This window comes from Wolbachia endosymbiont (group A) of Campoletis raptor (genome assembly GCF_964026755.1).
Taxonomy (GTDB): domain Bacteria; phylum Pseudomonadota; class Alphaproteobacteria; order Rickettsiales; family Anaplasmataceae; genus Wolbachia; species Wolbachia pipientis.
The window spans coordinates 1,105,639-1,129,391 of record NZ_OZ034695.1; the positions used below are offsets into that span (position 1 = coordinate 1,105,639).

A 23,753-nucleotide genomic window follows, 5' to 3' on the forward strand; every position below is an offset into this window, starting at 1 on the left:
CTTGTTAGCGGCTAAGAGATACCGCGGCGGTATAGCTATAGGATGACAAAAAAAGGGCACTGTGACGAACTTAAATCACAATTATCAGTTAATGCTAATTACGGCATTATAAAAAACGCCAAACTTTTTTCTGCTTTTATGCAAGAAGTCTAGTCCATATATTCCTCCCACTTTTCCGTGACTTTTCTTACTATTTCCTCACTCATTTTAATTTTCTTTCCCCATTCTCGTTTGGTTTCAGGCGGGATTTTATTTGTCGCATCAAATCCCATTTTACCTCCAAGTCCACTTTCAGGGGAAGCAAAGTCTAAATAATCAATAGGTACACTTTCTATCATGATTGTATCACGCACAGGGTCCATCCTCGTTGACATTGCCCACATTACTTCCTTCCAATCACGTACATTTATATCATTATCAACAACGATAATAAACTTCGTGTATAAAAACTGCTTTAGAAAAGAAAGTATGCCCATAACAATTCTTTTTGCCTGCCCTGGATAGGATTTTTTTATCGACACTACCGCTATTCTATATGAGCAACCTTCCGGCGGCAGATAAAAGTCCACTATCTCTGGAAATTGATTAATAAGAATGGGCACAAAAATTTCATTGAGTGCTTCACCAAGAATCGATGGTTCATCAGGTGGCTTGCCAGTGAAAGTGCTGAGATAAATTGGATTTTTGCGCATAGTAATTGCAGTAATATTAAACTCAGGAAATTGCTCAACAGAATTATAGTAGCCAGTGTGGTCTCCGTATGGCCCTTCGTCTTGATAGCTATCCAAACTCACATAGCCTTCCAGAACGATTTCCGCGTGAGCTGGTACTTGAAGTGGAACAGTCTTACAATTTACAAGCTCAAGCGGCTTCTTTCGCAGTAGTCCAGCAAATTGGTATTCTGACAATGTTTCTGGCACTGGAGTTACCGCAGCAATAATCGTTGCAGGATCACTACCAATCACAGCAGCAGCAGGAAATTTCATATTTTGTTCCTTCTCTTTCCATCGTTTGTGGTGACCTGCACCACCACGATGTGCAAGCCAACGCATTAGTGTTGTTTTTTTATCTATAACCTGCATACGATATATTCCAAGATTAAAATTATCTTGCTTTTCTTTCGTGGGTCCTTTCGTTACCACAATTGGCCAGGTAATAAGTGGTGCAGGTTCATTTGGCCAGCATGTTTGAATGGGCAGTAGACTTAGGTCCACTTCATCTCCGGTTAGCACTACCTCTTGACATGGAGCCTTGCTCACGACTTTACTTCGCATCGATAACACGACTTTCAACAAAGGAAACATTTTTATAGCATCTTTAAAGTTTTTTGGCGGCTCAGGTGATTGCAAAAATGCTAAAAGTTTACCAAGATCTCTTAGCTCACCAGGATTTATGTTCAGTCCCAAGGCAATTCTTTCAATAGTACCGAATAAATTCACTAAAACTGGAATCGAATTTTTGCCGTTTTCTGTGACAACATTTTCAAAGATGATAGCTGGTCCTTTGTTTGACAAAACTCTGCGGTGAATTTCTGTCATTTCAAGAACAGTTGAAACCTCCTCCTTAATCCTAATCAGATCTTTTTTTTCCTCTAAGGCTTTAATGAAGTCACGTAAGTTGTTGTACATATTTTAAAGATTTTAAGTCTTTTAAGAAGTGTTTTTCCCAGCACAACCTATTCACTTATTATTATAGAGGCTCTAGAAAAATTATTCTCCAGCTCGCTTTTTAAGTTTTTATATTCAGTAGTGTTTAACTCTTCATTGGTAATAAAGCTTTTCTGTATAGCTACTATATCATTTAATTCTGTGCTGCCATTTTGATGTTTACATGACCTATTTACATATAACCATGGAGAATTTATTTCAAAATTCAATTCTGCACAGTTTTTAATCGCAATGTCTTTTATTACCGTATGCGTTTCACGAGTATGAGGAGTACCTATAAAAATGTCTGACACTTGGTCAGAAACTGTATTTACGACACCATTAAGCAAATTATTTTCTAAAGTTAAAACAAGTCCTAGGTTCGTCCTAAAAACTTTATTTTTTTGTTGTAATTCATACTTAATTGTAAGATCCTCTACATTACGCGAAGTAAGATCAGGCAATTCTAAGAATTTCTTTTCTTTTTCATTAAGATATACCCCACTAATTATATAAAAAACAGAATCTCTTAACTGCTCGTTTGAGTAATATAATCCAGCACTTGCTAAGCTCATAGCTGACTCCCCTTGCATAGTAAGCTGACCACGTTCGTTTACAACATTATCTTGTATAGTTAATTCACTATGGGATATAATTTTTGAATTTTCAGCTTGTACAGCAGGAATTTTTGTGTAGCTAACTTCTTTAGAATCCAATACTAAAGCAACTTTGTCAGCAACATCTGGAAAAATACCTTGTGCCATACTAACCTTATCAGTCGGATCAATCCAATATATTTTTCCACCTTTATTTGTTACTCTGAGCATCGTATGATTAAAATTACCCAGATTAGGTAATGCTTCGGAATTAGGAATGATAGTAATTCCTCTCATAACTAGAGTAGGTTGAACTCTGTAACCAAGTTTTTGTAAAATAGCAGCCGTACTAACAGAAAAATCCTTACAATCTCCAGTTTGATAATCAGCAATTTTCTCTAAATCTCTTGGAAAAAATCGTCCTGACACTGTACGCCAATCTCCCGTGTATTGAATTTTCTCATTCAACAAAGAAGTAACAACGTTAATTTTCTCTTCATCAGTACTCTCATTGGCAGCAGATTCTGCTATGGCCGTAAAAATTGTAGGAAGTGGCTGAGTAATGACGTTATAATATCCAGGAGCTAATTTTTTTGCTAAATCCTCCCATTTAGATAGGCTTGACAGTGATACCCAAGTATTGTGCTTAAAATTCAATATTCCATTATGTGGCTCATTTATCAAACCTTCATAAATTGCCTTTTTTAAAGTAATGCTTATAGAATGTACACCATTCTTTTTCTCCTCAGCGATCTTTAATACGTTTCTTGGATCATTCACTCTAATCTCTAGAGGCAACTCAGAATTGATTTTAGTATTCTCTGCTTGAAAATACCGCCCATAATAAGAAAAGTGCAAACCATAAAAATTATCAATAGGAACTTTTTTATGAATTTGTTTATATTTTAGATATACTTCTGCACCAATTGTCATTTTAGGAAATGATATGGTTACTTGCCTTAGCTGATCGAAACCTTGAGGACTAGCCAACGCCTTGTCCTCTATCATGTTTTTAGCGACTACGTATTCCCTCCCATTGTAAGCTGTTTTAGCTTCTAAAATAGTGAGGTCTGCACTATCACCATTATAAATAAGACTGTATGGGGAGAATGCACTACGCCCAGATTCCTTGAGTACTTTTGCTTGGAGTTCTGATTCTAATTCATAAGTACCATCCCCATTAATATTAATGGTACTATTAGAAATTTTGATCTCAATGGGAGCATCTTCATACTTAGTCCACCTTGCTTCAACTGGAGGAGTTATAAAAAACACTAACAATGTTAAGTTAAAAAGAGTTTTTAAAAATTTCATTATGACACTCATATAGAATATTTAAAATTATCTGCATATTAACTGAAAAATTGTTTTATTACACCCACACGACGCGACCATACACTGCAATAAACTCAGCAAATGGGAAAAAGAGAAGCTTACTTCCTAGAATGGCTATTTCCTTTTTTTTACCAATATTTATCGCCGCGTTTGTTAGCATTATACATGGCAGTTATAAGATAATCAACTACCAAAATGTTTCACCACCCTCATCACCAAGTCTTCTGATGAACTTTGTGGTAATGTGCTTGAGTTTCATTGTACGTAAAGTTTGTACTTGCAGCAAAATTGGCTATAAAATACACTTGATACAAATGTTTTTATGTATTAACATTAGATGCTTCTTTTAATATACAGATAAATGTATACTAAAAGTTTTATGTTGTAGGTTTTTAAATAAATTGTATGTCTAGGGTATCGTTTTTATTAATTTTAATAATAGCAATAGCAAGCTTGCCGATAATAAATAATTGGCTCTCAAATCGCAGCCAAATGCTAAACGATGATTATATAGGTGAGAAATTAGATAATTATATAAGTAGAAATTTTGATAAGATCATAAAAACTCTCAAAGAGGAGTCGATTAAAAGTAGTTACGCTGCTCGAGATAATGTAACCAAAAGTAAAATTTCACAATACAAGGATCAAATATTTGACCTTACTTATCCTTACTCCGGAAATGAAAATAGTAGTGTTATAGCTGTAGGCTTCCTTGACTATTCTTGTGGACATTGCAAAGCTATAAAGAATGATATAAAGCAGTTAATTAACGACGGCAAAATTAAGTATATCTTTAGGGATGCTCCAATACTTGGTAACGCTTCTTTAAAGGCAGCAAAAAGTGCTTTAGCTGTCTATTTTCTCGATAAAGAAAAATATTTCGATTTTCACCATGCTGCTTTAAGTCACAAAGGAGAATTTTCAGACGAAAGCGTATTGGATATAGTGAAAAACATAGGGATTGATGAGGACGATTTTAATGATTCCATAAAAGATAACGCGGACAAAATTGAGCAAATGATAAACAACAGTAGGCTTCTAGTAAGAGATTTGGGAGTAGGTGGTACACCTTTTTTAATAATTGGAGATAGCCTGTTTGTAGGAGCAACTGATTTGAATGTATTACGCAAAAAAGTAGATGAATTAAGTCACAAGCAAGGCTAGTTTCAATTTGCCATAAAATTTTATTTTTTTGCTTGACAACTCAAATGAACCTGAGTGTAGTAATTGTGGGTATGACAGCAGTTTAACTCAGTGGTCTCATCCACTTTCCATGGCGTCATTTACTATGTGAAACGCTTTCAAATTACAACATTTTCTTCAACCAAACTATTTTACTTTCTCAGGAGGACATATGTCATTCACAGAAATTAGATTTCCAGAAAATATATCTTATGGTTCCACTGGAGGACCGGAATTTTCCACTGACGTTGTAAGAGGTTGTCCGGAAACAAGTAAATTCAAGCATATTCCCTCTTTAACATAACCCTACTCATAGCTAGGTATATGAAATTCTCAGTGGATGTTGTGAGTAAATCATACTCCTTCGATAGCCTTCTATTCCTATTAACCCAAGCAAAAGTCCTTTCTACAACCCATCTTCTTGGCTGTACTTTAAACCCTTGTTCTCTTGTTGGTAGTAGCTCAGGTGGCGTATCTTTGTGCACCCAAAATCTACATGGAGGCCTTGTAACAATTTCAATATCTATGTCATATTCTTCCTTTATGTGATTCTTTAAATTTCTTCCTTGGTATCCCATGTCAGCCCACATTTTTTTAACTTTAGTATATTTTGTTCTCATATTGTTTAATGCTATTTTAATACCATCTCTATCATTTTCGTTAGCAGCGCCTACGTAACAACCTAGTATAAAACCCTGAGTGTCTGTAATTATATGCCTTTTTCTACCCTTTACTTTTTTACTTCCATCATAGCCTTTGATCCCCCCTTTTCTGTAGTCTTTACAGATTGACTATCTACTATACAGGCACTCGGCTGCTCATTCCTTCCTATTTTTCTTCTACTATATTTTGTAATTTCATAATTCATTTTCTCAAAAATTCCCTGCTTCTTCCATTGCCTGAACTGCTCATACACAGTCTTCCATAGCGGAAAATCATTTGGTAAATACCGCCATTGACACCCTGTACGCAATACATAGAAAATTGCTTCTAATATTTCTCTTTTGCTATACTTTGGCGGCCTTCCTCCTTTCTTGTATGATACTCTGAAGTGTTTTTCTATTCTTGCCCATTCCCTTTCGCTTAGATCTGTTGGATACTTTTTTCTCATCTTTACCCCGTACTAAAATTTCAGATATTATAGCCTTTTACTTGTTTCCGGACAACCTCTTACAGCAGAAGATGGCGATATATATCCTTATGATTCGTCAATACTTGCATAATTAAAATTTTTACTTTTTAACTTTTTATAGGAGACCGTATGACTGAAGAAATGCAACAACTTCAAAAACCTAAATTTGTCAAACCTACATTCGAAAAACCGAAAATTCCGCAATTTCAGGATAGAGCACAAAAAGTGGTTGATCTCACCAACGATATCAATACTGCAGAAATTGATGAAAAAATGATGGTAAATGTTGTTAGATTTAAAGTTTTTTATGATAACCTGGTAAACAATATCAACGAATACAATGACAGTATAAGTTCTAGTATTGAAAATGATATAATAAACCCATTATCAACAATTATAGATAATATAGGTAAGGAAACAAAAGAAATAACGGAGAGCATCACTAAAATTAAGGAAGATATGCCATACTTCTCGCCAACACAGGCAGAAGATATACTATAGATACAAAGACGTAATCTCGAGATGATTTTAGATAACATACACCAAATGAGCAAGTAATAACCCACTAGGCTATTACTTTTTTCACATACCATTTCAATGTAGCTGGATTAATTTTAAAATTATAATTTTTTATAGGAGTTAGCATGAATAATAGTAAACAAGAAAGCAAAAACGAACTTAAAGTAATAAGCAAAATAGAAGTTAACACCAAACCTAAAGGTTATGATGAAACAGTTGCGCGAAATCCAGCGCAGCTTGGTTATGTCCACAAAGCTTTAGATAAATTAATCGCAGAGCTGAACACGAAATTCGTTCCTGAATTGGATGATGTATTGCATAACAATAGCAACTCTATCAGTCAATTAAATGACATGCTAACAGAAGAAAGGGGTAAGCTTGACGAGCAGAGTAAACAGAACAAGGAAATGATTGAGATGCTCAAGCAAATCAAGGACGATATGCCAGGCATTGCAGAAGCTCCAGATTTTACAATAGTAGATATTAATAATGACTCACTGTTATTTGTATAGTAATGATTTATAAAGATAAGTAGTTTTTTTATAGGAGGTAACTATTATGAATAAAAATATAAAATTATATTCTAGTGAAGAAGTTGAATCAAATAATGCATTGCAACTTCAGAAACCGGCGTTTGATAAACCAAGCTTCGAAAAGCCAGTAATAAAGAAGATTGTCAGTGGTAAAACAAAGGAAGAATTTGATATAACTAAAGATATGACACAAGAAGAGATTGATAAGATGCCACAAATTACATTGACCATAAAGCACCTTAAAAATTTTTATGATGGCTTGATAAACAGCATTAATAAGTATGACGAAAATATGGATAGTGCAATTCAAAGTGGTATAATAACACAATTATCATCAACCATAGATAGTATAGACAGCAAGACAAGTAGTATAGATAGTGAACTTGCAGATCTTAGGAATTCGATTCCAGATATTGGAGAAGCTCCTCCATTACTCCATATTACTGGTGAAGAGAACGGATTGATTTAATAAAAAAGGTAATAGCCTGATATCAGGCTATTACCTTCTCCATATGCTATTTTAATATAGCTGAGTTAGGAAATCTATTTTAAAACTTTCGGCATATAGTTCTCATCATGTTTTGCAAACACTGTATCTGCAAGAAAAGTACTATTATCAAACATTTTACCTTGCACAACAACACCACTTTTTTCTGAAAACATTGGTGGAAGTATCCCTTGATATTTTACCACAACGCTTTTGTTAAAATCTGTCATTTGAAAAATTACTTCACTTTCGCTCCGTATCACGCTATTTTCAACAACCATTCCACCAACACGGATTAGTTTTTGACTATTTTGTAAAACTATTGCCTCACTTACTGTATAGAAAAATGAGATGTTTTCTTTGAGCGTTGTTAAAATAAAAAAGACTATGCAGCTTAAAAAGCAGAAAATTCCTGAAGTTATAAGTAATCGCTTATGTTTCTTCTTCATGATTATCTTTCAGGCTTTCTAGAATTTTTCTACTTTTAGTATAGCAAGAAATGGTAAAAATTAGCTCTCCAGCAATCAGCGTAAAACTAATAAGGTAAGCAAAAATTACATATGTATTCATAATGCATTATCAATAAATAACTCACCTGCATCAAAATAAATTAAGCTTCCATCCTTTTGCTGCAACACCAATTTACCACTTTCATCTATATCAGCAAAGATTCCTTCATACAATTTGTCAGCTAACTTTACACTGATTTGCTCATTCATTTTGAATGCTTTTTTTAACCACATTTCTCTTATAGCATAAAACCCGTCAAATAGCCATTGCTTTCTTAGCTTATTAAAATTTATTATTAATTCCTTTAACAGATCCATGTTAGACACAGATTCACCGTAATTGCTAATGCACGTTGTTCCTGGAAGTGGTGCATGATTGACATTAATTCCAATTCCTATAATGATCCAATTCGAATTGGATCTTTTTTCAAGTAATATTCCACTTATTTTCTTGCCATCAATAAGGACATCATTTGGCCACTTATACTGGAGATTTAGACCATTTATAAATGACAGTATAGCATTTCCAACAGCAAGAGCAGTAACAAAAGTCAATTCTGTTAATTTGCTAACTTGATTCATTAAACCTCTTTCTATCATCCCAGTACTTTCCCCAGTGCTTGACACATAACTATGCGAACATTGCAATTTGCAGGTGGTATGTGGTGTCATTCCAGTGCGTGACACTGGAATCCAGTTCTTATTACACAGTTGCCTGATGTGCCCATTTGTAATTAAGTTTTCTGGATCCCAGTGTCTGGGCACTGGGATGACATCATCCTTGGTGGGAATACCACAACGTTTGTACAGTTGTGTGCTTGACCATTCTTCTTGATTTCTAGATTCCAGCGTCACGCGCTGGAATGACACCGAAAGCTGGCTTTCATTCAGATAATCGTTAAAGAGGTTTATTACCAAACTCGCATAAAAATTACCCTCTGGAGAAATCCAACTTTTTCCGGTACGCCCTCTACCCTCTGTTTGTTTATCAGCAACAATAATAGTTTCATTTGATATTCCTTTATCAATTAAATCCAACGCTTCTTTATTAGTGCTTGAAACTTCTTTGTAATGATGAATATGAAAGCCCTCAGGGATCACCTTGTCAGTCCTTTAGTTCAATGAGTGAGTAAAACGTACAAGAAAAGAACGAGGTTGATCAGTGAAGCCACTGAAGTGATAATGAATAGACCCTTAGAATAAGCAACCTTATTACCACTAGCTTTATCAAAATACATAGCTTTTATGATATTTAGATAATAGTAACACGATACAACACTTGCTATTACAAGGATCAAGGACAGGCTGATAAAGCCAGAATTTATTAAACTTTTGAATATAAAAAATTTAGCGATAAAACCTGCAAGTGGAGGTATTCCCGACATTGAGAGTAACAGCACAGAAAGATGAAATGCTACAATTGGGCGTTTCTTCCCTATACCAGATAAATTTGCAATATCACAATCGTCATCGTCAATTTGTACGAGATATGAGAATAGCCCTATGCTTGTGATGATATATATCACCAGATACATTAAGGCACTATCTGTTCCTGCTTGTGTAAAAATAGAAAGTGAAGCAAATATAAAACCAATGTGACCAATTGAACTGTAAGCAAGCAGCCTTTTTAAGTTTTGCTGACGTAAGGCCCCAAAAGCTGAGATAAGCACAGACAATGCTGAAACGTATAAGAAAATAGGCTGAACATAACTTTTTACATTTACTAACTCTTCATTCATCAATCGAATTAAAAATGTTACAAGTGCAGCTTTTGGGGCCGTAGAAAAAAACGCAGTTACTATGGTAGGTGCACCTTGGTAGACATCTGGAGCCCACATATGAAAAGGAGCAATAGCAAGCTTGAAACACAAACCAATTAGGACAAAGACTAACCCAAAAACTATTCCATAAGTTATCTGATGGTTTTGCAAGAATGAACCGAGCTCAGAGAAATTGACTTGTCCTGTATATCCATAAAGCAGCGACATTCCATATAGCATAATACAGGAAGATAATGCACTGAGTGTAAAATATTTCACTCCTGCTTCACATGAATAAATCGAATCTTTATTAAAGCTCGCAAGAACATACAAAGATATACTCATCAACTCAAAAGCTAAATAAAAAGAAATCAGACTATTTGCTGAAACCAAAGTTATCATGCCAAATAGCGCAAAAAGAATCAGCATTGAAAATTCATACTTATAGTCATATTTTGATAAATTCAGCATCAAAAGTATTAAAATTCCTGTGCTGAGAATTAACCCTTGGGCTGACCTGATGTATAAATTGAGTTTTAACAACGAATTAAAGAGAAAAATTTCATTGTTTTCTGCCGAAAGAATTAAAATAATCAAAGTTACCACTGTGCAGCCAAGTGCTAATAAGTTGATAGTTCGGCGGTTAAATATAATCCCAAGCAGCAGCAACACGAACGAGGAGATAATAGAGAACGTTTCCGGCAATATCTGTATATAATTCATAGCGCATTATATTTGACTAACAAATTTGCCATACATGGCTTCAAATAATTCAGTGCAAGGGTTGGGTAAAATCCAAGCAAAATAACAAACACTGCAAGCAGAATTAAGACAGAAAATTCTATGCTATCCAAACGGTTATTTAATAATTTAGAATAGCTAACCCCCCATATTATTTGCTTACATAAATTCAGCATATAAACTGCGCTTAAAATAGTGCCAAGTGCGATAAATCCTGTAAAAAACCCTATGCTCTTAAACATTCCAACCATAGCCAAAAACTCACCTATGAATCCAGATGTTCCAGGTAGCCCTATTGAAGCCATTGAAAATAAAATGAACATAAAACCAAATTTTGGCATTGTGTTTACTATGCCAAAATATTTTGCAATCTCCAAAGTTCCAGTTCGAGTATATAGCATTCCAACACACAAAAATAAAGCAGCAGAAATAAGGCCATGACTAATCATTTGAAATATGCTACCCAGTACTCCTTCCTCACAAAATGAAAAGAGGCCAGCAGTAACGATCCCCATATGTGCTATTGAAGAATAAGCTATTAACTTCTTTATATCATCTTGAGCAAACGCAACTAGCGAAGCATATATCACCGCAATAATGCTCAGCACAACAACGAAATTTGAAAAATACAAACTTGCCTGAGGAAGCATTGGAATAGAAAACCTTAAAAATCCATATCCTCCCATTTTAATAAGCAAGCCAGCTAAAATCACAGATCCAGAAGTTGGTGATTGTACATGCGCATCAGGAAGCCAAGTGTGAAATGGAAACATCGGTACTTTTATTGCAAAAGAAATAAAAAATGCAATCCACAGCAATGACTGCACTTCAAGATCAAGGCTTGGCACTAATGTAGCTAATTTTTGTATATTAAACGTCCCAAAAGTGCTATAGATGTACACCAATCCAAGTAGAAATAATAATGAGCCAGTTAATGTATAAAGAAACAACTTAAACGTTGCATATACCCTGTGTTTTCCTCCCCAAATGCCAATAATAAAGAACATTGGTATTAAAACAGCTTCAAAAAACACATAAAAGCTTATAGCATTCAGTGAAACGAAAAAACCGACTACAACACTCTCAAGCAGTAGAAATAATGCCATATAGGCTTTTAGGGTCGTATAACTCATTTTGCAGTTGTAGAGTATACAAATTACAAACAAGAAAGTTGTAAGCAGAAGGAAAAGCAACGATATACCATCTATCCCTATTCCAACATTTCTAATTGGGTAGCTGACAAACTGAAAGTCCGCATCGTTATAATCAAATTCTATACAAGCTACAATGCTAAGCAAAAATGGAAGTACAGCAAAAAATAGGGCAAGGAATCTTAAGTATATAGATTGATGATTAATCCTGATTAAGGATAAAATCAATGCTCCTATCAGTGGAAGCAAAAATATACTAAGTAACAACACCTTCTATTTAATTCCAATAATATATAAAGCACCGATTATTAAAGTAACAAACATAATAAATGCATAATCAAATATATAACCAGTTTGTAACTTTATAGAACTTTTTGAACATTCATTAACCAACCTTACAACACCATTTGGTCCAAATGAATCAATAGCCTTAACATCAAACTTCCATAGAAGCCTAGATATAAACCTTATCGGTGCAATTATAACAAACTCATACACCTCATCAAAGTACCATTTATTCTGCAAAAACTTAAGTAAAAATTTACTCTTAATTTGCCTAATTACTTGATATTGGTAAATTAGGTACGCAAGTGCTATTCCACTTAGGCTTGTTAAGGTTGGCAGTAGTTTTATAAAGAAATTATGAACTCCATGCTCATCAATCATCACTAAACTTGATTTCCAAAACGCATTACTAGTTATGTTCAAAATATTTGCTCCCCATATTCCAGAAAATACTGATCCAAAAGCGAGTATCAGTAATGGTATAAGCATAATCTTTGGTGCCTCATGTATATTAATTTTACTTTGTTTTTGGCTGTGGAACACAAGAAGCAATAACCTCCAAGAGTAAAACGCTGTGAAGAATGCAACAACTAAGCTTATTACAAAAGCAAAGCTATCCGTGCTATAAGCATGTTCAATTATCAAATCCTTTGAATAAAAACCTGCAAATGGGAATATCCCAGAAAGCGCAAGAGATCCAATCCACATGAGAGCGTAAGTGCAAGGGATTTTCTTCCAGCAATTTCCCATTTTCTGAATGTTTTGCTCATGATGCATTGCATGAATCACATTGCCAGCACCAAGAAATAGTAGAGCTTTAAAAAAAGCGTGTGTCATTAAATGAAAAATAGCAACATTGTAAGCAGAAAGCCCACATGCCATGAACATATAACCAAGTTGACTGCAGGTTGAATAAGCAATTATTTTCTTTATATCGTTCTGAGTAATTGCAACGGTGGCTGCAAAAAAAGCAGTGAGTGCTCCAACGATAACTATTAATTCTCGTGCCACATTTGATAACTCAAACAATGGAGAACACTTTGCTACTAAAAATATACCTGCTGTTACCATCGTTGCTGCGTGAATAAGTGCAGAAACAGGAGTTGGCCCTTCCATTGCATCTGGCAACCAAACATGTAAACCAAGCTGTGCAGATTTACCCATACAGCCAATAAAAAGTAATATGCATATTATATGAGTTACTTTGAATTCACAGCAGAATGCCCTAATGTTCTGCGTGCCAAGAAGATCAGTTGTGTCAAAAACTTCAGTAAAATTCAAAGAGTGAAATGTATAATAAATAAGAAAGATTCCAATCAATAGTGCAAAGTCTCCTACCCTATTCACAACAAATGCTTTAATTGCTGCATTATTTGCAGAATATTTTTGGAACCAAAATCCTATGAGTAAATAAGAACATAGGCCAACCCCTTCCCAGCCAAAAAAAAGCTGCACGAAATTATCGCTTACAACCAGCACAATCATGCAAAACGTAAATAGCGATAGGTAAGAAAAAAACCTCGACTTCCCCTTATCATGCTCCATATAACCGATAGAGTAGAGATGTACTACCAGTGAAACGGTGGTAATAACAATAAGCATTAAGGATGAGAGAGCATCCACACTAATTGCCCAATTTACTTTTAAGATGCTCAATGAAAACAAAGGAAATAAACTCAAGTGATAATTTTCAGAGAAGGTGAGAAAAACATACCAAGATAAAACTGCAGATATTCCAATCCCTGCCGTTGTAACTAACTGACTTTTTCTAAAAAGTGCTGCAAATAGCGAACCAAAAAGTGGCAAAAATACTATTAATTTCAGTATATCCATCATACTTTCATTCTTTCATTAAATTTGCTTGTTCAACATCTATATTGCCACGGCTTCTATAATATACAACCAATATTGCAAGCCCAACTCCTGACTCTGCTGCCGCAACAGTCAACACAAACATCACAAAAATTTGCCCAACTATATCATTCATAAAGGCAGAAAAAGCAACTAAGTTGATATTAATTGCCAGCAATAATATTTCTATTGATAACAATATATTGATTATGCTCTTACGGTTGATGAAAATACCGCACACTCCAATAGTGAACAAAACAGCAGCAACTATCAAAAAGTGATTTAATCCTATTTCCATTCTACTCCTTTTCCAAATTTAGCCTTAATCAATTTTACAGATGAAGATTGTGTCAATTGCTTTAATACATTCTGTTTTTTAACTCCTTTTTTCTTGTCCTGCAAAGTAAGAGCAATTGCACCGACAATTGCAACAAGCAGCAGAATACCAGAAAGATGAAAAGCGTACATGTAGTCGGTATACAGCAAATTACCAATAGCTTTCACATTATTGGTATTATAGTTTATAACATTGCTTATATTCGGTGCTGAGCTGCGGATTACAAAGCTGATGACTAGAAAAAACACAACACACAACATAGCACCAAGAGTGCAATGCTTTGCAAAACCCTGGCGCAACCTTATGTAGTCAATATCGAGCATCATAACTACAAAGAGGAACAACACCGCAACCGCACCGATGTATACTATCATCACCATCATAGCAATGAACTCAGCTCCAAGGAGAATGAAAAGAACTGCAGAGTTAACGAAGGTGAAAATTAAAAATAATACTGCATGCACAGGATTTCTTACACTAATTACGCATACAGCAGATAAAATGCTGAGAATTGCAAAAAAATAAAAGAAAAAAGGCATCGATACTTTAACTGCAACAATAGTTACTAATTTAAAGTGACTATCGTGGTAAAGTCAATATTATATTAAACGTTTGAAAACATTGTACTACAAAGCTCCAGCTCCATTTTAAATTATTATAAAGCTGAAGAAATAGAAATGAAGGCGTACATATAAGCCATTCCAAACTCCACTTATCCACCCAACAAGCAGAAGTTCTGGTGCCAATACCTCAAATCAAGTTGTTGTTACTCGACATACACCTGAAACTACTAAAACAAAATAGATGTAAAACCTACGTTTAAATATGTAGTACTTGAGTGAAGCATTCTTTAACTGTTCTATTCAATAAAACCTTTACAATATTTCAATCATAGGTTTAACTTTACGAAGTTATAATCTATAGGGCTACGATGAACGATTATCTCTCACTGCTAAATCCAGAACAACAATCAGCTGTAACTAACATAGATGGACCAGTTTTGATACTGGCAGGAGCCGGGACGGGAAAAACAAGAACGATTACTTCAAGAATAGCACACATAATTAGAAACGGTCACGCTTATTCTGATGAGATATTAGCAGTTACATTTACAAATAAAGCAGCAAATGAGATGGTATCAAGGGTACTTGAGCTAACGGGCACAAACATACCATGGCTTGGCACTTTCCATGCAATTGCAGCAAAAATTTTGCGCATGCACGCAGAAATTGTGGGCTTAAACCCCAATTTTACAATCATTGGTGTGGATGACCAATTACAGGTAATAAAAAATATTATCAATGAAATAAATCCTGATTACCTATCAGAAAAATGTAAGACCATTATGAATATTATTCAGCAATGGAAAGAGAAGTGCTTATTGCCATCTGAAGTGGAAGATATTCAATCATTTAGGCCAGTATATGTAACTGCACTCAAGGTCTATCACCAGTATCAGGAAAGGTTGAAATTCCTTAATTCTGTCGATTTTGGTGACTTATTGCTATATAACATACAGCTCCTTAATCAAAAGACCGAAGTTCTGTCCTACTACCAAAACAAGTTTAAATATGTCATGGTAGATGAATATCAAGATACAAATGCGATACAATATCTTTGGCTAAAATACCTTGCAAAAGAGCACTCAAATATTTGCTGTGTAGGAGATGATGACCAGTCGATATATAGTTGGCGTGGTGCAGAAGTTGAAAATATTTTGAAGTTTTCTGATGATTTTAAAAATGCAAAAACCGTTAAACTAGAGTGTAACTACAGGTCAACATCCCACATACTTGCAACTGCGTCATATGTTATCAATCACAATAAGACTCGCTTAGAAAAAAAATTGTGGACAACAAACATTGAAGGGGAAAAGGTAAATCTAATAAAATTATGGGATGGGAAAGCTGAAGCAAGGTTCATAAGCGAACAGATATTGAAACTCAATAAATACAGATTTAGTGACATTGCAGTGCTGGTAAGGGCCACTTTTCAAACTAGAGTTCTCGAAGAGTATTTTATAAAATATTCAATTCCCTACAAGATTATAAGTGGCGTAAAATTCTACGAACGTCAGGAAGTCAGGGATATAATTGCATATTTAAGACTTGTTACAAACAATAACGATGACTTAGCTTTCGAAAGGATAGTAAATCGGCCAAAAAGAAGCATAGGAGCTACAACTCTAAAGAAAATATACACGACTGCTCAGGATAACAAAATTTCTTTTTTTGAGGCAGCAAAAATATTAGTTAATAGTAATCAGGTAACCGAAAGAATTAAACTCTCACTCAACGATTTTTTAAATAAAATTAAAGCTTGGGAAGAAATAGTAAGCGTAAAACCACTGCATGAATTCGTTAAAATCGTAGCAAACCAATCAGGATATATTGAAATGCTTGAAAATGAGGAGGTAACAGGCTTAGCACGAATAGAAAATGTTAAAGAGCTCATCTCATCTTTAAAAAATTTCGATAATGCCACAACTTTCTTGGAGCATATAAGTCTGGTGATGGAAGTGGATAATATGAATAACGATGACACCGTATATGTTATGACTCTTCATGCAGCCAAAGGACTTGAATTCCCGTGCGTGTTTCTACCTGGTTGGGAAGAGGGATTATTTCCTCATCAAAGATCTTTTGATGACAAAAGTGGTAAAGCTTTAGAAGAAGAAAGAAGACTTGCATATGTTGGCATAACCAGGGCAAAGGAAAGGTTAATCATTTCATGTGCAGATAGGAGGGAAATTAACAACCAGTGGCAACCGATGCGCACTTCTCGGTTCATTAAAGAATTGCCAAGAGAAAATGTTGAGGTAATTAAAAGCAACATTGCCTACTGTTGAAGCTATAATTGCAGATAAACATATCTTACAAATCTGAATTACTTCAACTATATGTTTCTCCTGGCAAAAATTCTGTAACCGTTCACACTTAATTCTTCAATCTCAGAGGTTGTCCGGAAACAAGTAAATTCAAGCATATTCCCTCTTTAACATAACCCTACTCATAGCTAGGTATATGAAATTCTCAGTGGATGTTGTGAGTAAATCATACTCCTTCGATAGCCTTCTATTCCTATTAACCCAAGCAAAAGTCCTTTCTACAACCCATCTTCTTGGCTGTACTTTAAACCCTTGTTCTCTTGTTGGTAGTAGCTCAGGTGGCGTATCTTTGTGCACCCAAAATCTACATGGAGGCCTTGTAACAATTTCAATATCTATGTCATATTCTTCCTTTATGTGATTCTTTAAATTTCTTCCTTGGTATCCCATGTCAGCCCACATTTTTTTAACTTTAGTATATTTTGTTCTCATATTGTTTAATGCTATTTTAATACCATCTCTATCATTTTCGTTAGCAGCGCCTACGTAACAACCTAGTATAAAACCCTGAGTGTCTGTAATTATATGCCTTTTTCTACCCTTTACTTTTTTACTTCCATCATAGCCTTTGATCCCCCCTTTTCTGTAGTCTTTACAGATTGACTATCTACTATACAGGCACTCGGCTGCTCATTCCTTCCTATTTTTCTTCTACTATATTTTGTAATTTCATAATTCATTTTCTCAAAAATTCCCTGCTTCTTCCATTGCCTGAACTGCTCATACACAGTCTTCCATAGCGGAAAATCATTTGGTAAATACCGCCATTGACACCCTGTACGCAATACATAGAAAATTGCTTCTAATATTTCTCTTTTGCTATACTTTGGCGGCCTTCCTCCTTTCTTGTATGATACTCTGAAGTGTTTTTCTATTCTTGCCCATTCCCTTTCGCTTAGATCTGTTGGATACTTTTTTCTCATCTTTACCCCGTACTAAAATTTCAGATATTATAGCCTTTTACTTGTTTCCGGACAACCTCTTAACATAACTTTACTCATAGCCAGATATATGAAACTTTCAGTAGATGTTGTAAGTAAATCGTACTCCTTTGATAGCCTTCTATTTCTATTGATCCAAGCAAAAGTCCTCTCTACCACCCACCTTCTCGGCTGTACTGAAAATCCAGGATCCCGTTGGGCTTTGTTGCATCGCTAGCTATGATGGATAAAGATAAAAAAGATGGAGAATATCAGTAGCTTATTATTCTGGTATTTATAACAAGAACGGTCAGTGAATACCTAAATTTGAGTAAAAGAAATTTCACTACCACTCACTAATCCGGCTAAAATTCAAGAATTTCAATGCTTTAGCTATTTTCAATAGAATTAAATTTATTAATGTAAATAATAAATTACTATTCTTAAATTTGATCAGATTGATTGCAAAAAAACAAGATTTTCAATAGGTTACTTATAATCCTAACTATAGTTAGCCTTTCATAAGTAGCGATGCAACAAAGCCATCCCGTTGTGGCAATAGTTCTAGTGGTGTATCTTTATGCACCCAAAACCTACATGGAGGCCTTTTGACAATTTCAATATCTATCCCATATTCTCTCTTTACGTAATCCTTTAAATCTTTTCCTTGGTATCCCATATCAGCCCACATTTTCTTAATATTGCTGTATTTTTCCTTCATATTGTCCAATGCCATCTTCACCCCATCTCTGTCATTTTCGCTTGCAGCTCCTACATAGCAACCAAGCACAAATCCTTGAGTATCTGTGATTATATGTCTTTTTCTCCCCTTTACCTTTTTCGCACCATCATAACCTTTGCCCCCCCTTTTTCCGTGGTTTTTACCGATTGACTGTCCACTATGCATGCGCTCGGCTTCCCATTTTTGACCTACTATATTTAGTGATATCATAGTTCATTTTCTCAAAAATTCCCTGCTTTTTCCATCTTCTAAACTGTTCATGCACAGCCTTCCACGGCGGAAAATCGTGTGGTAAATAGCGCCATTGACATCCTGTGCGCAGTATATAAAGAATTGCATTTACTATCTCACACTTACTGTATTTTGGTGGCCTTCCTCCTTTCTTGTACGATACTCTGAAGTGTTTTTCTATTCTTGCCCATTCCCTTTTACTTAAATCTGTTGGATATTTTTTCCTCATCTCTTACCTCAATATTCTTTCTTTATATACTACGTATTCCTTGGTTTGTGGACAACCTCTAATAGTGACGTTGTTTGTTATAAAAAATTTCTATGTATTCAAATATTGCAGTTCTAGTTTGTTGAGCAGAGTGTTGTGAAGTATCAATAAGTATTTCTCTTTTCAATGAGCTAAAGAAGCTTTCTGCAACAGAATTGTCGTAACAACAGCCTTTATTACTCATCTATATTCTTTACAGCTAAGAGATATTGATACCCTTGCGCAGTATATTGTGAACCTTGGTCACTGTGCAGCAGTAGATTTTTAACAGGTTTACGCCTATTAATGGCCATTAATAAAGAGTTCATAACCAATTGTTTATTTATTGCACTACTCATTAACTACCATACGTGAGAATTATTGCTGCCAAATATAGCCATCCCTCCTTGGTTTTGATGTAAGTAATCCCATACTTTATTTGGTTGATCAACAATAAAGTTTTGATCTAGTATATTGGGAGCTACAGCTCTATTATCTGTTTGTTGTTTTTTAATTTTAAACTTTCTTCTCAGTATAGCCCTGATGTCATTTTTCTGCATAATACTTTGCACCGTTTTCAAATTGCAACTTTTACCCAAAGCCTTCAATTCAGCATGAATTTTAGGAGCTCCATATCTACATTTAAAAGCTTGATATATTTTTTGAATATCTGCTAATAACTCTTTATTTGCTGATTCTCTACTGCTTATTTTCCTTGTAGTCCACTTATAGTAGCCACTAGCAGAAAATCCTACATAATTCCTGTACTTTATAGCAGTTACTATGCTCTTTTATAAAAAAATATTTTACTCTTTTTGACTGGCCAGGGCTTTTTTTTAAATGTCTCTTTCCCTTGTTACTCTTGCTAACTCTCTTTGTAAATCAAACCTCTCTTTGTTGTAAGGAGCCATGTTACCTCTACCTGGAAATGCATTTGCCGCTGACTTTTTTTCGTTATATTTCTTCATCCATTTTCCTAATACACTATCTCTTATTCCTAGATCTCTTGCTACTTTTGCAACTGGTTGACCTACCTTTCTTTGTTCATTTGCCAGCTTAACAGCTTCCAATTTGAATTCTGCCGTATATTCTCTTACCATTTCTAATCCTCCAAAATTTTATTTTACCCAAAAAAACTCTTTTCTTTCTCTCCACTTTTTCTGGGTAAGGTCAGTCTTTAGGCACCCAAACAAAGGGAAATGCTGGATAAAAAGAAAATACTTTAAAAAGTATAATAACGATAACTGGCGTTTTATGACAAGTAACAAGATACATCTTATTATACACAGCGATCATGATATTAAACGACATATCAAAGTGCAAAAAACCAGATCTCCATATGATGGTGATTGGGTATATTGGGGTAAACGTCTGAGAAAAATACCAGATAAGCCATTAAGAGTAATAAAACTATTGAAGTTACAACAAAGTAAATGTGATAATTGTAGACTATGGTTTAAAAGTGATGATACAATAGAAATACATCACAAAGACCGGAATAGACGAAACAACATGATCAAAAACTTATCTTTGTTACATGGACATTGTCACGATGAATTACACAGGAGGTGTGCATGAAAAGCACCAAATTGGAGAGAAGCCGTATGAGGCGCAAAGTCTCACGTACGGTTTTGAAGTCGAGTGAGGAGGGGCGACCTTCTTCACTTAGACAACAATATGCAGATGAAACTACGGAAGAAGACTTAAGGAAAATAGCAGAAAAAGCACCAATAATAAAGTTAGCCTACGATGAATTAGACAGGTTTAGCTGGAATGAAAAAGATTTAGTAGCATATGAAGAAAGAATAATGGATCTGCGGAAAGAAGAAGGCATCCTCGCTAAAAAACTTGATGAGGGAAAGATTGAAGTAGCAAAAAACCTACTTAAGGCTGACATCTCTATTGATATTATCTCTCAGACAACCGGCCTTCCTCAAGCTGAGATTAAACGACTTCAGGAAGAAATCACCTAAAAGGCTAATGATCAACGAAAAAATTGTAAGAGAGAACTTAAAAAAAGTCATAGAGCAAAAAAGCGGTAAAGATGTGACCGCTCTTGGCATAATATCCTCAATTATTATTAAAGGTCAAGATGTTGGTTTTGTGCTTGAAGTTGCCGGTAACACGCAAGCAAATGAAGAATTAAGAAAAAATTGTGAGCAAGCTGTTAAAGCTATACCGGGGGTGACAAAAGTGACCGTGGTTGCTACTGGTCAAAAACAAACTGGGCAACAAAAAGCTAAATTACATATCGAAGGAGTGAAAAATATAATCGTTGTAGCCTCTGGTAAAGGCGGTGTGGGCAAGTCCACAGTTGCGCTAAATCTTGCTCTCTCATTAGCAAAGTTGAAACATAAAGTTGCGCTGGTTGATGCAGATATATATGGTCCTTCAATTCCTAAAATGCTTGGCGCTGAAAAATTAAAGCCAGAAATACAGGATAGTAAAGCAATGCCTATAGAAAAGTATGGACTGCATACTATTTCAATTGGCTATTTTATCGATAAAGATCGTGCAGCAATATGGCGCGGACCTATGATTACAAAAGCACTTTATAGTCTGCTAATGGGAACAAAATGGTCCGATATAGAGTATTTGATAATTGATACACCACCTGGAACTGGCGATGTGCATTTAAGTCTTATGGAAAATTTTAACTTAACTGGGGCGATAATAGTTTCAACTCCACAGGAGCTCTCTTTAATCGATGCTCGCAAAATTTATGATATGTTTACAAAGCTCAGCGTACCGGTTATTGGCATTGTAGAAAATATGAGTTATTTCATTCAAAGCGGCTCAAAAATATACATATTTGGAAAAGACGGTGCAAAAAAAATGTCTGAGGAGCTGGGCATCAAACTTCTAGGCAGAGTTCCTCTAGATCCACAAATATGCCATGCTTCTGATTGCGGAAATCCTTTAATGCTAAGTCAGGATTTGGCAGAGATTTATGAAGACATTGCTCAAAGTATAGTTAAACAATAGAATAAGCGTGAGAAACATGCGAATCAAAGTCCTCTTTTGTTAGTTACAAAATAGACTGCTTGCATAACCATTATTTACATGAAAAATTAGCAGCTTTTGTCATTCCAGCGCGTGACGCTGGAATCCAGAAAAAAAGAAGAATGGATCCCAGTGGGCTTTGTTGCATCGCTACTTATGAAAGGCTAAGAGGTTGTCCGGAAACTAGTAAATTCAAGCATATTCCCTCTTTAACATAACCCTACTCATAGCTAGGTATATGAAATTCTCAGTGGATGTTGTGAGTAAATCATACTCCTTCGATAGCCTTCTATTCCTATTAACCCAAGCAAAAGTCCTTTCTACAACCCATCTTCTTGGCTGTACTTTAAACCCTTGTTCTCTTGTTGGTAGTAGCTCAGGTGGCGTATCTTTGTGCACCCAAAATCTACATGGAGGCCTTGTAACAATTTCAATATCTATGTCATATTCTTCCTTTATGTGATTCTTTAAATTTCTTCCTTGGTATCCCATGTCAGCCCACATTTTTTTAACTTTAGTATATTTTGTTCTCATATTGTTTAATGCTATTTTAATACCATCTCTATCATTTTCGTTAGCAGCGCCTACGTAACAACCTAGTATAAAACCCTTGTATGGTCCCAGAGAGTGATGGTATACTATCATCATCATTTAAGGAGTCATTATGGGACAGATATTACATGGGTGCGCCAAAACAACACAGACGATTCGTAGAGCAATACAAAATAGAAAAGAGAGCATAGCAAAACTCTCCAAGCATTATAACCTTAATCCAAAAACTATTATTAAGTGGAGAAAACGTTCATTTACGAAAGATGCTGATATGGGTCCAAAGCATCCAAGATCAACTGTTTTAACGCTAGAAGAGGAAGCTATAATAGTTACATTTCGCAAGTATACACTACTGCCACTAGATGATTGCCTTTACGCTCTGCAGTCTACAATTCCGCATTTGACTCGCTCTAGCTTGCATCGTTGTTTACAAAGACACAACATTAGCAGATTACCAACTGTTGATGGAGAAGTTAAGTCAAAAAAGAAATTCAAACAATATCCTATCGGTTACTTTCATATTGATATTGCTGAAGTTAGAACTGAGGAGGGCAAATTACATTTGTTTGTTGCTATTGATAGGACATCCAAATTTACCTATGTTGAGTTGTGTAACAGTGCTACAAAACCCATAGCTGCTGAGTTCTTACGTAATTTGATTAGAATTTTACCGTATAAAATCCATACTATTTTGACAGATAACGGTATACAATTTACAAACCAGAAGCGTCATAAGTATGCTTTCCAACATATATTTGATAGAGTTTGCGAAGAGAATGTTATTGAACATCGTTTGACAAAAGTTAGCCATCCTTGGACGAATGGGCAAGTCGAGCGTATGAATAAAACTTTAAAGGATGCTACAGTTAAGAAGTATTACTATCAATCGCACCAGCAACTTAAAGAACACCTTTATAACTTTGTTATGGCTTATAATTATGCAAAGAGACTCAAAACTCTTAAGGGTCTTACTCCTTATGAATTTATATGTTATCAGTGGACACAGTCTCCAGAATTATTTATACTAAATCCACACCATCACACTCTGGGACCATACATCTAACTATAATTAGGATTATAAGCAACTTATTGAAAATCTTGTTTTTT

The 23,753-nt window shown here is 35.1% G+C and carries 25 protein-coding genes and 3 pseudogenes; 9 read left to right on the plus strand and 19 right to left on the minus strand.

Features of this window, described 5'->3' with window-relative positions:
• Nucleotides 1–149 precede the first annotated feature (149 nt).
• Both AAGD74_RS05545 and AAGD74_RS05550 read right to left on the minus strand, forming a co-directional pair.
• Nucleotides 150–1,628 (minus strand): UbiD family decarboxylase, encoded by a 1,479-nt coding sequence (locus AAGD74_RS05545; protein ID WP_077188460.1) that lies wholly within the window; start codon nt 1,626–1,628, stop codon nt 150–152.
• 47 nt (nt 1,629–1,675) lie between these two features.
• Nucleotides 1,676–3,556, minus strand: coding sequence for a DUF3857 domain-containing protein (locus AAGD74_RS05550; protein ID WP_338482626.1), 1,881 nt, complete (start codon nt 3,554–3,556; stop codon nt 1,676–1,678).
• Between the two features lie 426 nt (nt 3,557–3,982).
• Here AAGD74_RS05550 and AAGD74_RS05555 point away from each other — a divergent pair, with 426 nt between their 5' ends.
• A complete protein-coding gene (locus AAGD74_RS05555; RefSeq protein ID WP_341810600.1) occupies nt 3,983–4,741 on the plus strand; it encodes a DsbA family protein in 759 nt (252 codons plus the stop codon).
• A gap of 190 nt (nt 4,742–4,931) precedes the next feature.
• Nucleotides 4,932–5,027, plus strand: a pseudogene (locus tag AAGD74_RS05560) (TIGR02217 family protein); the annotation flags it as partial.
• 10 nt (nt 5,028–5,037) lie between these two features.
• On the opposite strand, the gene AAGD74_RS05565 reads toward AAGD74_RS05560, so the two are convergent.
• A protein-coding gene (locus AAGD74_RS05565) for an IS5-like element ISWpi1 family transposase (RefSeq protein ID WP_236514306.1) occupies nt 5,038–5,870 on the minus strand; the annotation gives its coding sequence in 2 pieces (ribosomal slippage) (nt 5,038–5,501 and nt 5,501–5,870; 834 coding nt in all).
• Nucleotides 5,871–6,020: 150 nt separating this feature from the next.
• Here AAGD74_RS05565 and AAGD74_RS05570 point away from each other — a divergent pair.
• The 3 genes from AAGD74_RS05570 to AAGD74_RS05580 all read left to right on the plus strand — a co-directional run bounded on the left by AAGD74_RS05570 (nt 6,021) and on the right by AAGD74_RS05580 (nt 7,412).
• The gene (locus AAGD74_RS05570; protein ID WP_265029924.1) at nt 6,021–6,392 is read left to right on the plus strand and encodes a hypothetical protein; all 372 of its coding nucleotides are present in this window, start codon (nt 6,021–6,023) and stop codon (nt 6,390–6,392) included.
• A 143-nt stretch (nt 6,393–6,535) separates the two neighbouring features.
• Entirely contained in the window at nt 6,536–6,922 is a 387-nt protein-coding gene (locus AAGD74_RS05575) for a hypothetical protein (protein WP_077188373.1), read from the plus strand.
• Nucleotides 6,923–6,968: 46 nt separating this feature from the next.
• Nucleotides 6,969–7,412, plus strand: a complete 444-nt coding sequence (locus tag AAGD74_RS05580) for a hypothetical protein (RefSeq protein ID WP_341810601.1) — start codon at nt 6,969–6,971, stop codon at nt 7,410–7,412.
• A 74-nt stretch (nt 7,413–7,486) separates the two neighbouring features.
• On the opposite strand, the gene ccmE is transcribed toward AAGD74_RS05580, so the two are convergent.
• The 8 genes from ccmE to AAGD74_RS05620 are packed head-to-tail and all read right to left on the minus strand — an operon-like array spanning nt 7,487 to nt 14,603.
• A complete protein-coding gene (gene ccmE / locus AAGD74_RS05585) occupies nt 7,487–7,879 on the minus strand; it encodes a cytochrome c maturation protein CcmE (protein WP_006279588.1) in 393 nt (130 codons plus the stop codon).
• Nucleotides 7,863–8,000 carry a hypothetical protein gene (locus tag AAGD74_RS05590; RefSeq protein WP_006279587.1) on the minus strand — a complete coding sequence of 46 codons (138 nt, stop codon included), beginning with the start codon at nt 7,998–8,000 and terminating at the stop codon, nt 7,863–7,865. The genes ccmE and AAGD74_RS05590 overlap by 17 nt, the downstream gene beginning before the upstream one ends.
• Nucleotides 7,997–9,040 (minus strand): biotin--[acetyl-CoA-carboxylase] ligase, encoded by a 1,044-nt coding sequence (locus AAGD74_RS05595; protein ID WP_006279586.1) that lies wholly within the window; start codon nt 9,038–9,040, stop codon nt 7,997–7,999. Before AAGD74_RS05595 ends, AAGD74_RS05590 begins: the two co-directional genes overlap by 4 nt.
• Nucleotides 9,041–9,057: 17 nt before the next feature.
• Nucleotides 9,058–10,422 (minus strand): NADH-quinone oxidoreductase subunit N, encoded by a 1,365-nt coding sequence (locus AAGD74_RS05600; RefSeq protein WP_236514391.1) that lies wholly within the window; start codon nt 10,420–10,422, stop codon nt 9,058–9,060.
• Nucleotides 10,419–11,861, minus strand: coding sequence for an NADH-quinone oxidoreductase subunit M (locus tag AAGD74_RS05605; RefSeq protein WP_338482630.1), 1,443 nt, complete (start codon nt 11,859–11,861; stop codon nt 10,419–10,421). Before AAGD74_RS05605 ends, AAGD74_RS05600 begins: the two co-directional genes overlap by 4 nt.
• A 3-nt stretch (nt 11,862–11,864) precedes the next feature.
• Nucleotides 11,865–13,712: an NADH-quinone oxidoreductase subunit L gene (nuoL, locus tag AAGD74_RS05610; protein WP_049973600.1), complete on the minus strand. Its 1,848-nt coding sequence runs from the start codon at nt 13,710–13,712 to the stop codon at nt 11,865–11,867.
• Nucleotides 13,713–13,716: 4 nt separating this feature from the next.
• Entirely contained in the window at nt 13,717–14,025 is a 309-nt protein-coding gene (nuoK, locus tag AAGD74_RS05615) for an NADH-quinone oxidoreductase subunit NuoK (protein WP_006012916.1), read from the minus strand.
• Entirely contained in the window at nt 14,016–14,603 is a 588-nt protein-coding gene (locus tag AAGD74_RS05620) for an NADH-quinone oxidoreductase subunit J (RefSeq protein ID WP_006279581.1), read from the minus strand. The genes nuoK and AAGD74_RS05620 overlap by 10 nt, the downstream gene beginning before the upstream one ends.
• 392 nt (nt 14,604–14,995) lie before the next feature.
• Here AAGD74_RS05620 and AAGD74_RS05625 point away from each other — a divergent pair, with 392 nt between their 5' ends.
• The gene (locus AAGD74_RS05625; RefSeq protein WP_341810602.1) at nt 14,996–16,912 is read left to right on the plus strand and encodes an ATP-dependent helicase; all 1,917 of its coding nucleotides are present in this window, start codon (nt 14,996–14,998) and stop codon (nt 16,910–16,912) included.
• Between the two features lie 129 nt (nt 16,913–17,041).
• Here the strand turns inward: AAGD74_RS05625 and AAGD74_RS05630 are convergent.
• From AAGD74_RS05630 to AAGD74_RS05660, 7 genes and pseudogenes are all read right to left on the minus strand, one after another.
• A protein-coding gene (locus tag AAGD74_RS05630) for an IS5-like element ISWpi1 family transposase (RefSeq protein ID WP_236514306.1) occupies nt 17,042–17,874 on the minus strand; the annotation gives its coding sequence in 2 pieces (ribosomal slippage) (nt 17,042–17,505 and nt 17,505–17,874; 834 coding nt in all).
• Between the two features lie 27 nt (nt 17,875–17,901).
• Nucleotides 17,902–18,051 carry a transposase gene (locus AAGD74_RS05635; RefSeq protein ID WP_410529902.1) on the minus strand — a complete coding sequence of 50 codons (150 nt, stop codon included), beginning with the start codon at nt 18,049–18,051 and terminating at the stop codon, nt 17,902–17,904.
• A 364-nt stretch (nt 18,052–18,415) separates the two neighbouring features.
• Nucleotides 18,416–19,073, minus strand: a pseudogene (locus AAGD74_RS05640) (IS5 family transposase); the annotation flags it as partial.
• Between the two features lie 58 nt (nt 19,074–19,131).
• Nucleotides 19,132–19,296 carry an IS3 family transposase gene (locus AAGD74_RS05645; RefSeq protein WP_010082072.1) on the minus strand — a complete coding sequence of 55 codons (165 nt, stop codon included), beginning with the start codon at nt 19,294–19,296 and terminating at the stop codon, nt 19,132–19,134.
• A complete protein-coding gene (locus AAGD74_RS05650) occupies nt 19,289–19,450 on the minus strand; it encodes a DDE-type integrase/transposase/recombinase (RefSeq protein WP_010082071.1) in 162 nt (53 codons plus the stop codon). The genes AAGD74_RS05645 and AAGD74_RS05650 overlap by 8 nt, the downstream gene beginning before the upstream one ends.
• Before the next feature lie 3 nt (nt 19,451–19,453).
• Nucleotides 19,454–19,876 carry an IS3 family transposase gene (locus AAGD74_RS07325; RefSeq protein WP_410529912.1) on the minus strand — a complete coding sequence of 141 codons (423 nt, stop codon included), beginning with the start codon at nt 19,874–19,876 and terminating at the stop codon, nt 19,454–19,456.
• 51 nt (nt 19,877–19,927) lie between these two features.
• Nucleotides 19,928–20,191, minus strand: coding sequence for a transposase (locus AAGD74_RS05660; RefSeq protein ID WP_338482282.1), 264 nt, complete (start codon nt 20,189–20,191; stop codon nt 19,928–19,930).
• Nucleotides 20,192–20,665: 474 nt separating this feature from the next.
• On the opposite strand from AAGD74_RS05660, the gene AAGD74_RS05665 reads away from it, so the two are divergent.
• The gene (locus tag AAGD74_RS05665; protein WP_077188486.1) at nt 20,666–21,064 is read left to right on the plus strand and encodes a hypothetical protein; all 399 of its coding nucleotides are present in this window, start codon (nt 20,666–20,668) and stop codon (nt 21,062–21,064) included.
• A 7-nt stretch (nt 21,065–21,071) separates the two neighbouring features.
• Nucleotides 21,072–22,076: an Mrp/NBP35 family ATP-binding protein gene (locus AAGD74_RS05670; protein ID WP_338482725.1), complete on the plus strand. Its 1,005-nt coding sequence runs from the start codon at nt 21,072–21,074 to the stop codon at nt 22,074–22,076.
• 210 nt (nt 22,077–22,286) lie between these two features.
• Here the strand turns inward: AAGD74_RS05670 and AAGD74_RS05675 are convergent.
• Nucleotides 22,287–22,706 (minus strand): annotated as a pseudogene (locus AAGD74_RS05675) (IS5-like element ISWpi1 family transposase); the annotation flags it as partial.
• Between the two features lie 52 nt (nt 22,707–22,758).
• On the opposite strand from AAGD74_RS05675, the gene AAGD74_RS05680 reads away from it, so the two are divergent.
• Entirely contained in the window at nt 22,759–23,709 is a 951-nt protein-coding gene (locus AAGD74_RS05680; protein WP_338482200.1) for an IS481 family transposase, read from the plus strand.
• Nucleotides 23,710–23,753: the final 44 nt, after the last annotated feature.

What these genes read in the sequence shown, in the direction of transcription:
- AAGD74_RS05680 (WP_338482200.1), top strand. Translation starts at nt 22,759, where the DNA reads ATGGGACAGATATTACATGGGTGCGCCAAAACAACACAGACGATTCGT.
- AAGD74_RS05670 (WP_338482725.1), top strand. Translation starts at nt 21,072, where the DNA reads ATGATCAACGAAAAAATTGTAAGAGAGAACTTAAAAAAAGTCATAGAG.
- AAGD74_RS05580 (WP_341810601.1), top strand. Translation starts at nt 6,969, where the DNA reads ATGAATAAAAATATAAAATTATATTCTAGTGAAGAAGTTGAATCAAAT.
- AAGD74_RS05575 (WP_077188373.1), top strand. Translation starts at nt 6,536, where the DNA reads ATGAATAATAGTAAACAAGAAAGCAAAAACGAACTTAAAGTAATAAGC.
- AAGD74_RS05550 (WP_338482626.1), bottom strand. Translation starts at nt 3,556, where the DNA reads ATGAAATTTTTAAAAACTCTTTTTAACTTAACATTGTTAGTGTTTTTT.
- AAGD74_RS05545 (WP_077188460.1), bottom strand. Translation starts at nt 1,628, where the DNA reads ATGTACAACAACTTACGTGACTTCATTAAAGCCTTAGAGGAAAAAAAA.
- AAGD74_RS05645 (WP_010082072.1), bottom strand. Translation starts at nt 19,296, where the DNA reads ATGAGTAATAAAGGCTGTTGTTACGACAATTCTGTTGCAGAAAGCTTC.
- AAGD74_RS05620 (WP_006279581.1), bottom strand. Translation starts at nt 14,603, where the DNA reads ATGCCTTTTTTCTTTTATTTTTTTGCAATTCTCAGCATTTTATCTGCT.
- ccmE (WP_006279588.1), bottom strand. Translation starts at nt 7,879, where the DNA reads ATGAAGAAGAAACATAAGCGATTACTTATAACTTCAGGAATTTTCTGC.
- AAGD74_RS05665 (WP_077188486.1), top strand. Translation starts at nt 20,666, where the DNA reads ATGAAAAGCACCAAATTGGAGAGAAGCCGTATGAGGCGCAAAGTCTCA.
- AAGD74_RS05600 (WP_236514391.1), bottom strand. Translation starts at nt 10,422, where the DNA reads ATGAATTATATACAGATATTGCCGGAAACGTTCTCTATTATCTCCTCG.
- nuoL (WP_049973600.1), bottom strand. Translation starts at nt 13,712, where the DNA reads ATGATGGATATACTGAAATTAATAGTATTTTTGCCACTTTTTGGTTCG.
- AAGD74_RS05590 (WP_006279587.1), bottom strand. Translation starts at nt 8,000, where the DNA reads ATGAATACATATGTAATTTTTGCTTACCTTATTAGTTTTACGCTGATT.
- AAGD74_RS05555 (WP_341810600.1), top strand. Translation starts at nt 3,983, where the DNA reads ATGTCTAGGGTATCGTTTTTATTAATTTTAATAATAGCAATAGCAAGC.
- AAGD74_RS05650 (WP_010082071.1), bottom strand. Translation starts at nt 19,450, where the DNA reads ATGAGTAGTGCAATAAATAAACAATTGGTTATGAACTCTTTATTAATG.
- AAGD74_RS05625 (WP_341810602.1), top strand. Translation starts at nt 14,996, where the DNA reads ATGAACGATTATCTCTCACTGCTAAATCCAGAACAACAATCAGCTGTA.
- AAGD74_RS05570 (WP_265029924.1), top strand. Translation starts at nt 6,021, where the DNA reads ATGACTGAAGAAATGCAACAACTTCAAAAACCTAAATTTGTCAAACCT.
- AAGD74_RS05660 (WP_338482282.1), bottom strand. Translation starts at nt 20,191, where the DNA reads ATGGTAAGAGAATATACGGCAGAATTCAAATTGGAAGCTGTTAAGCTG.
- nuoK (WP_006012916.1), bottom strand. Translation starts at nt 14,025, where the DNA reads ATGGAAATAGGATTAAATCACTTTTTGATAGTTGCTGCTGTTTTGTTC.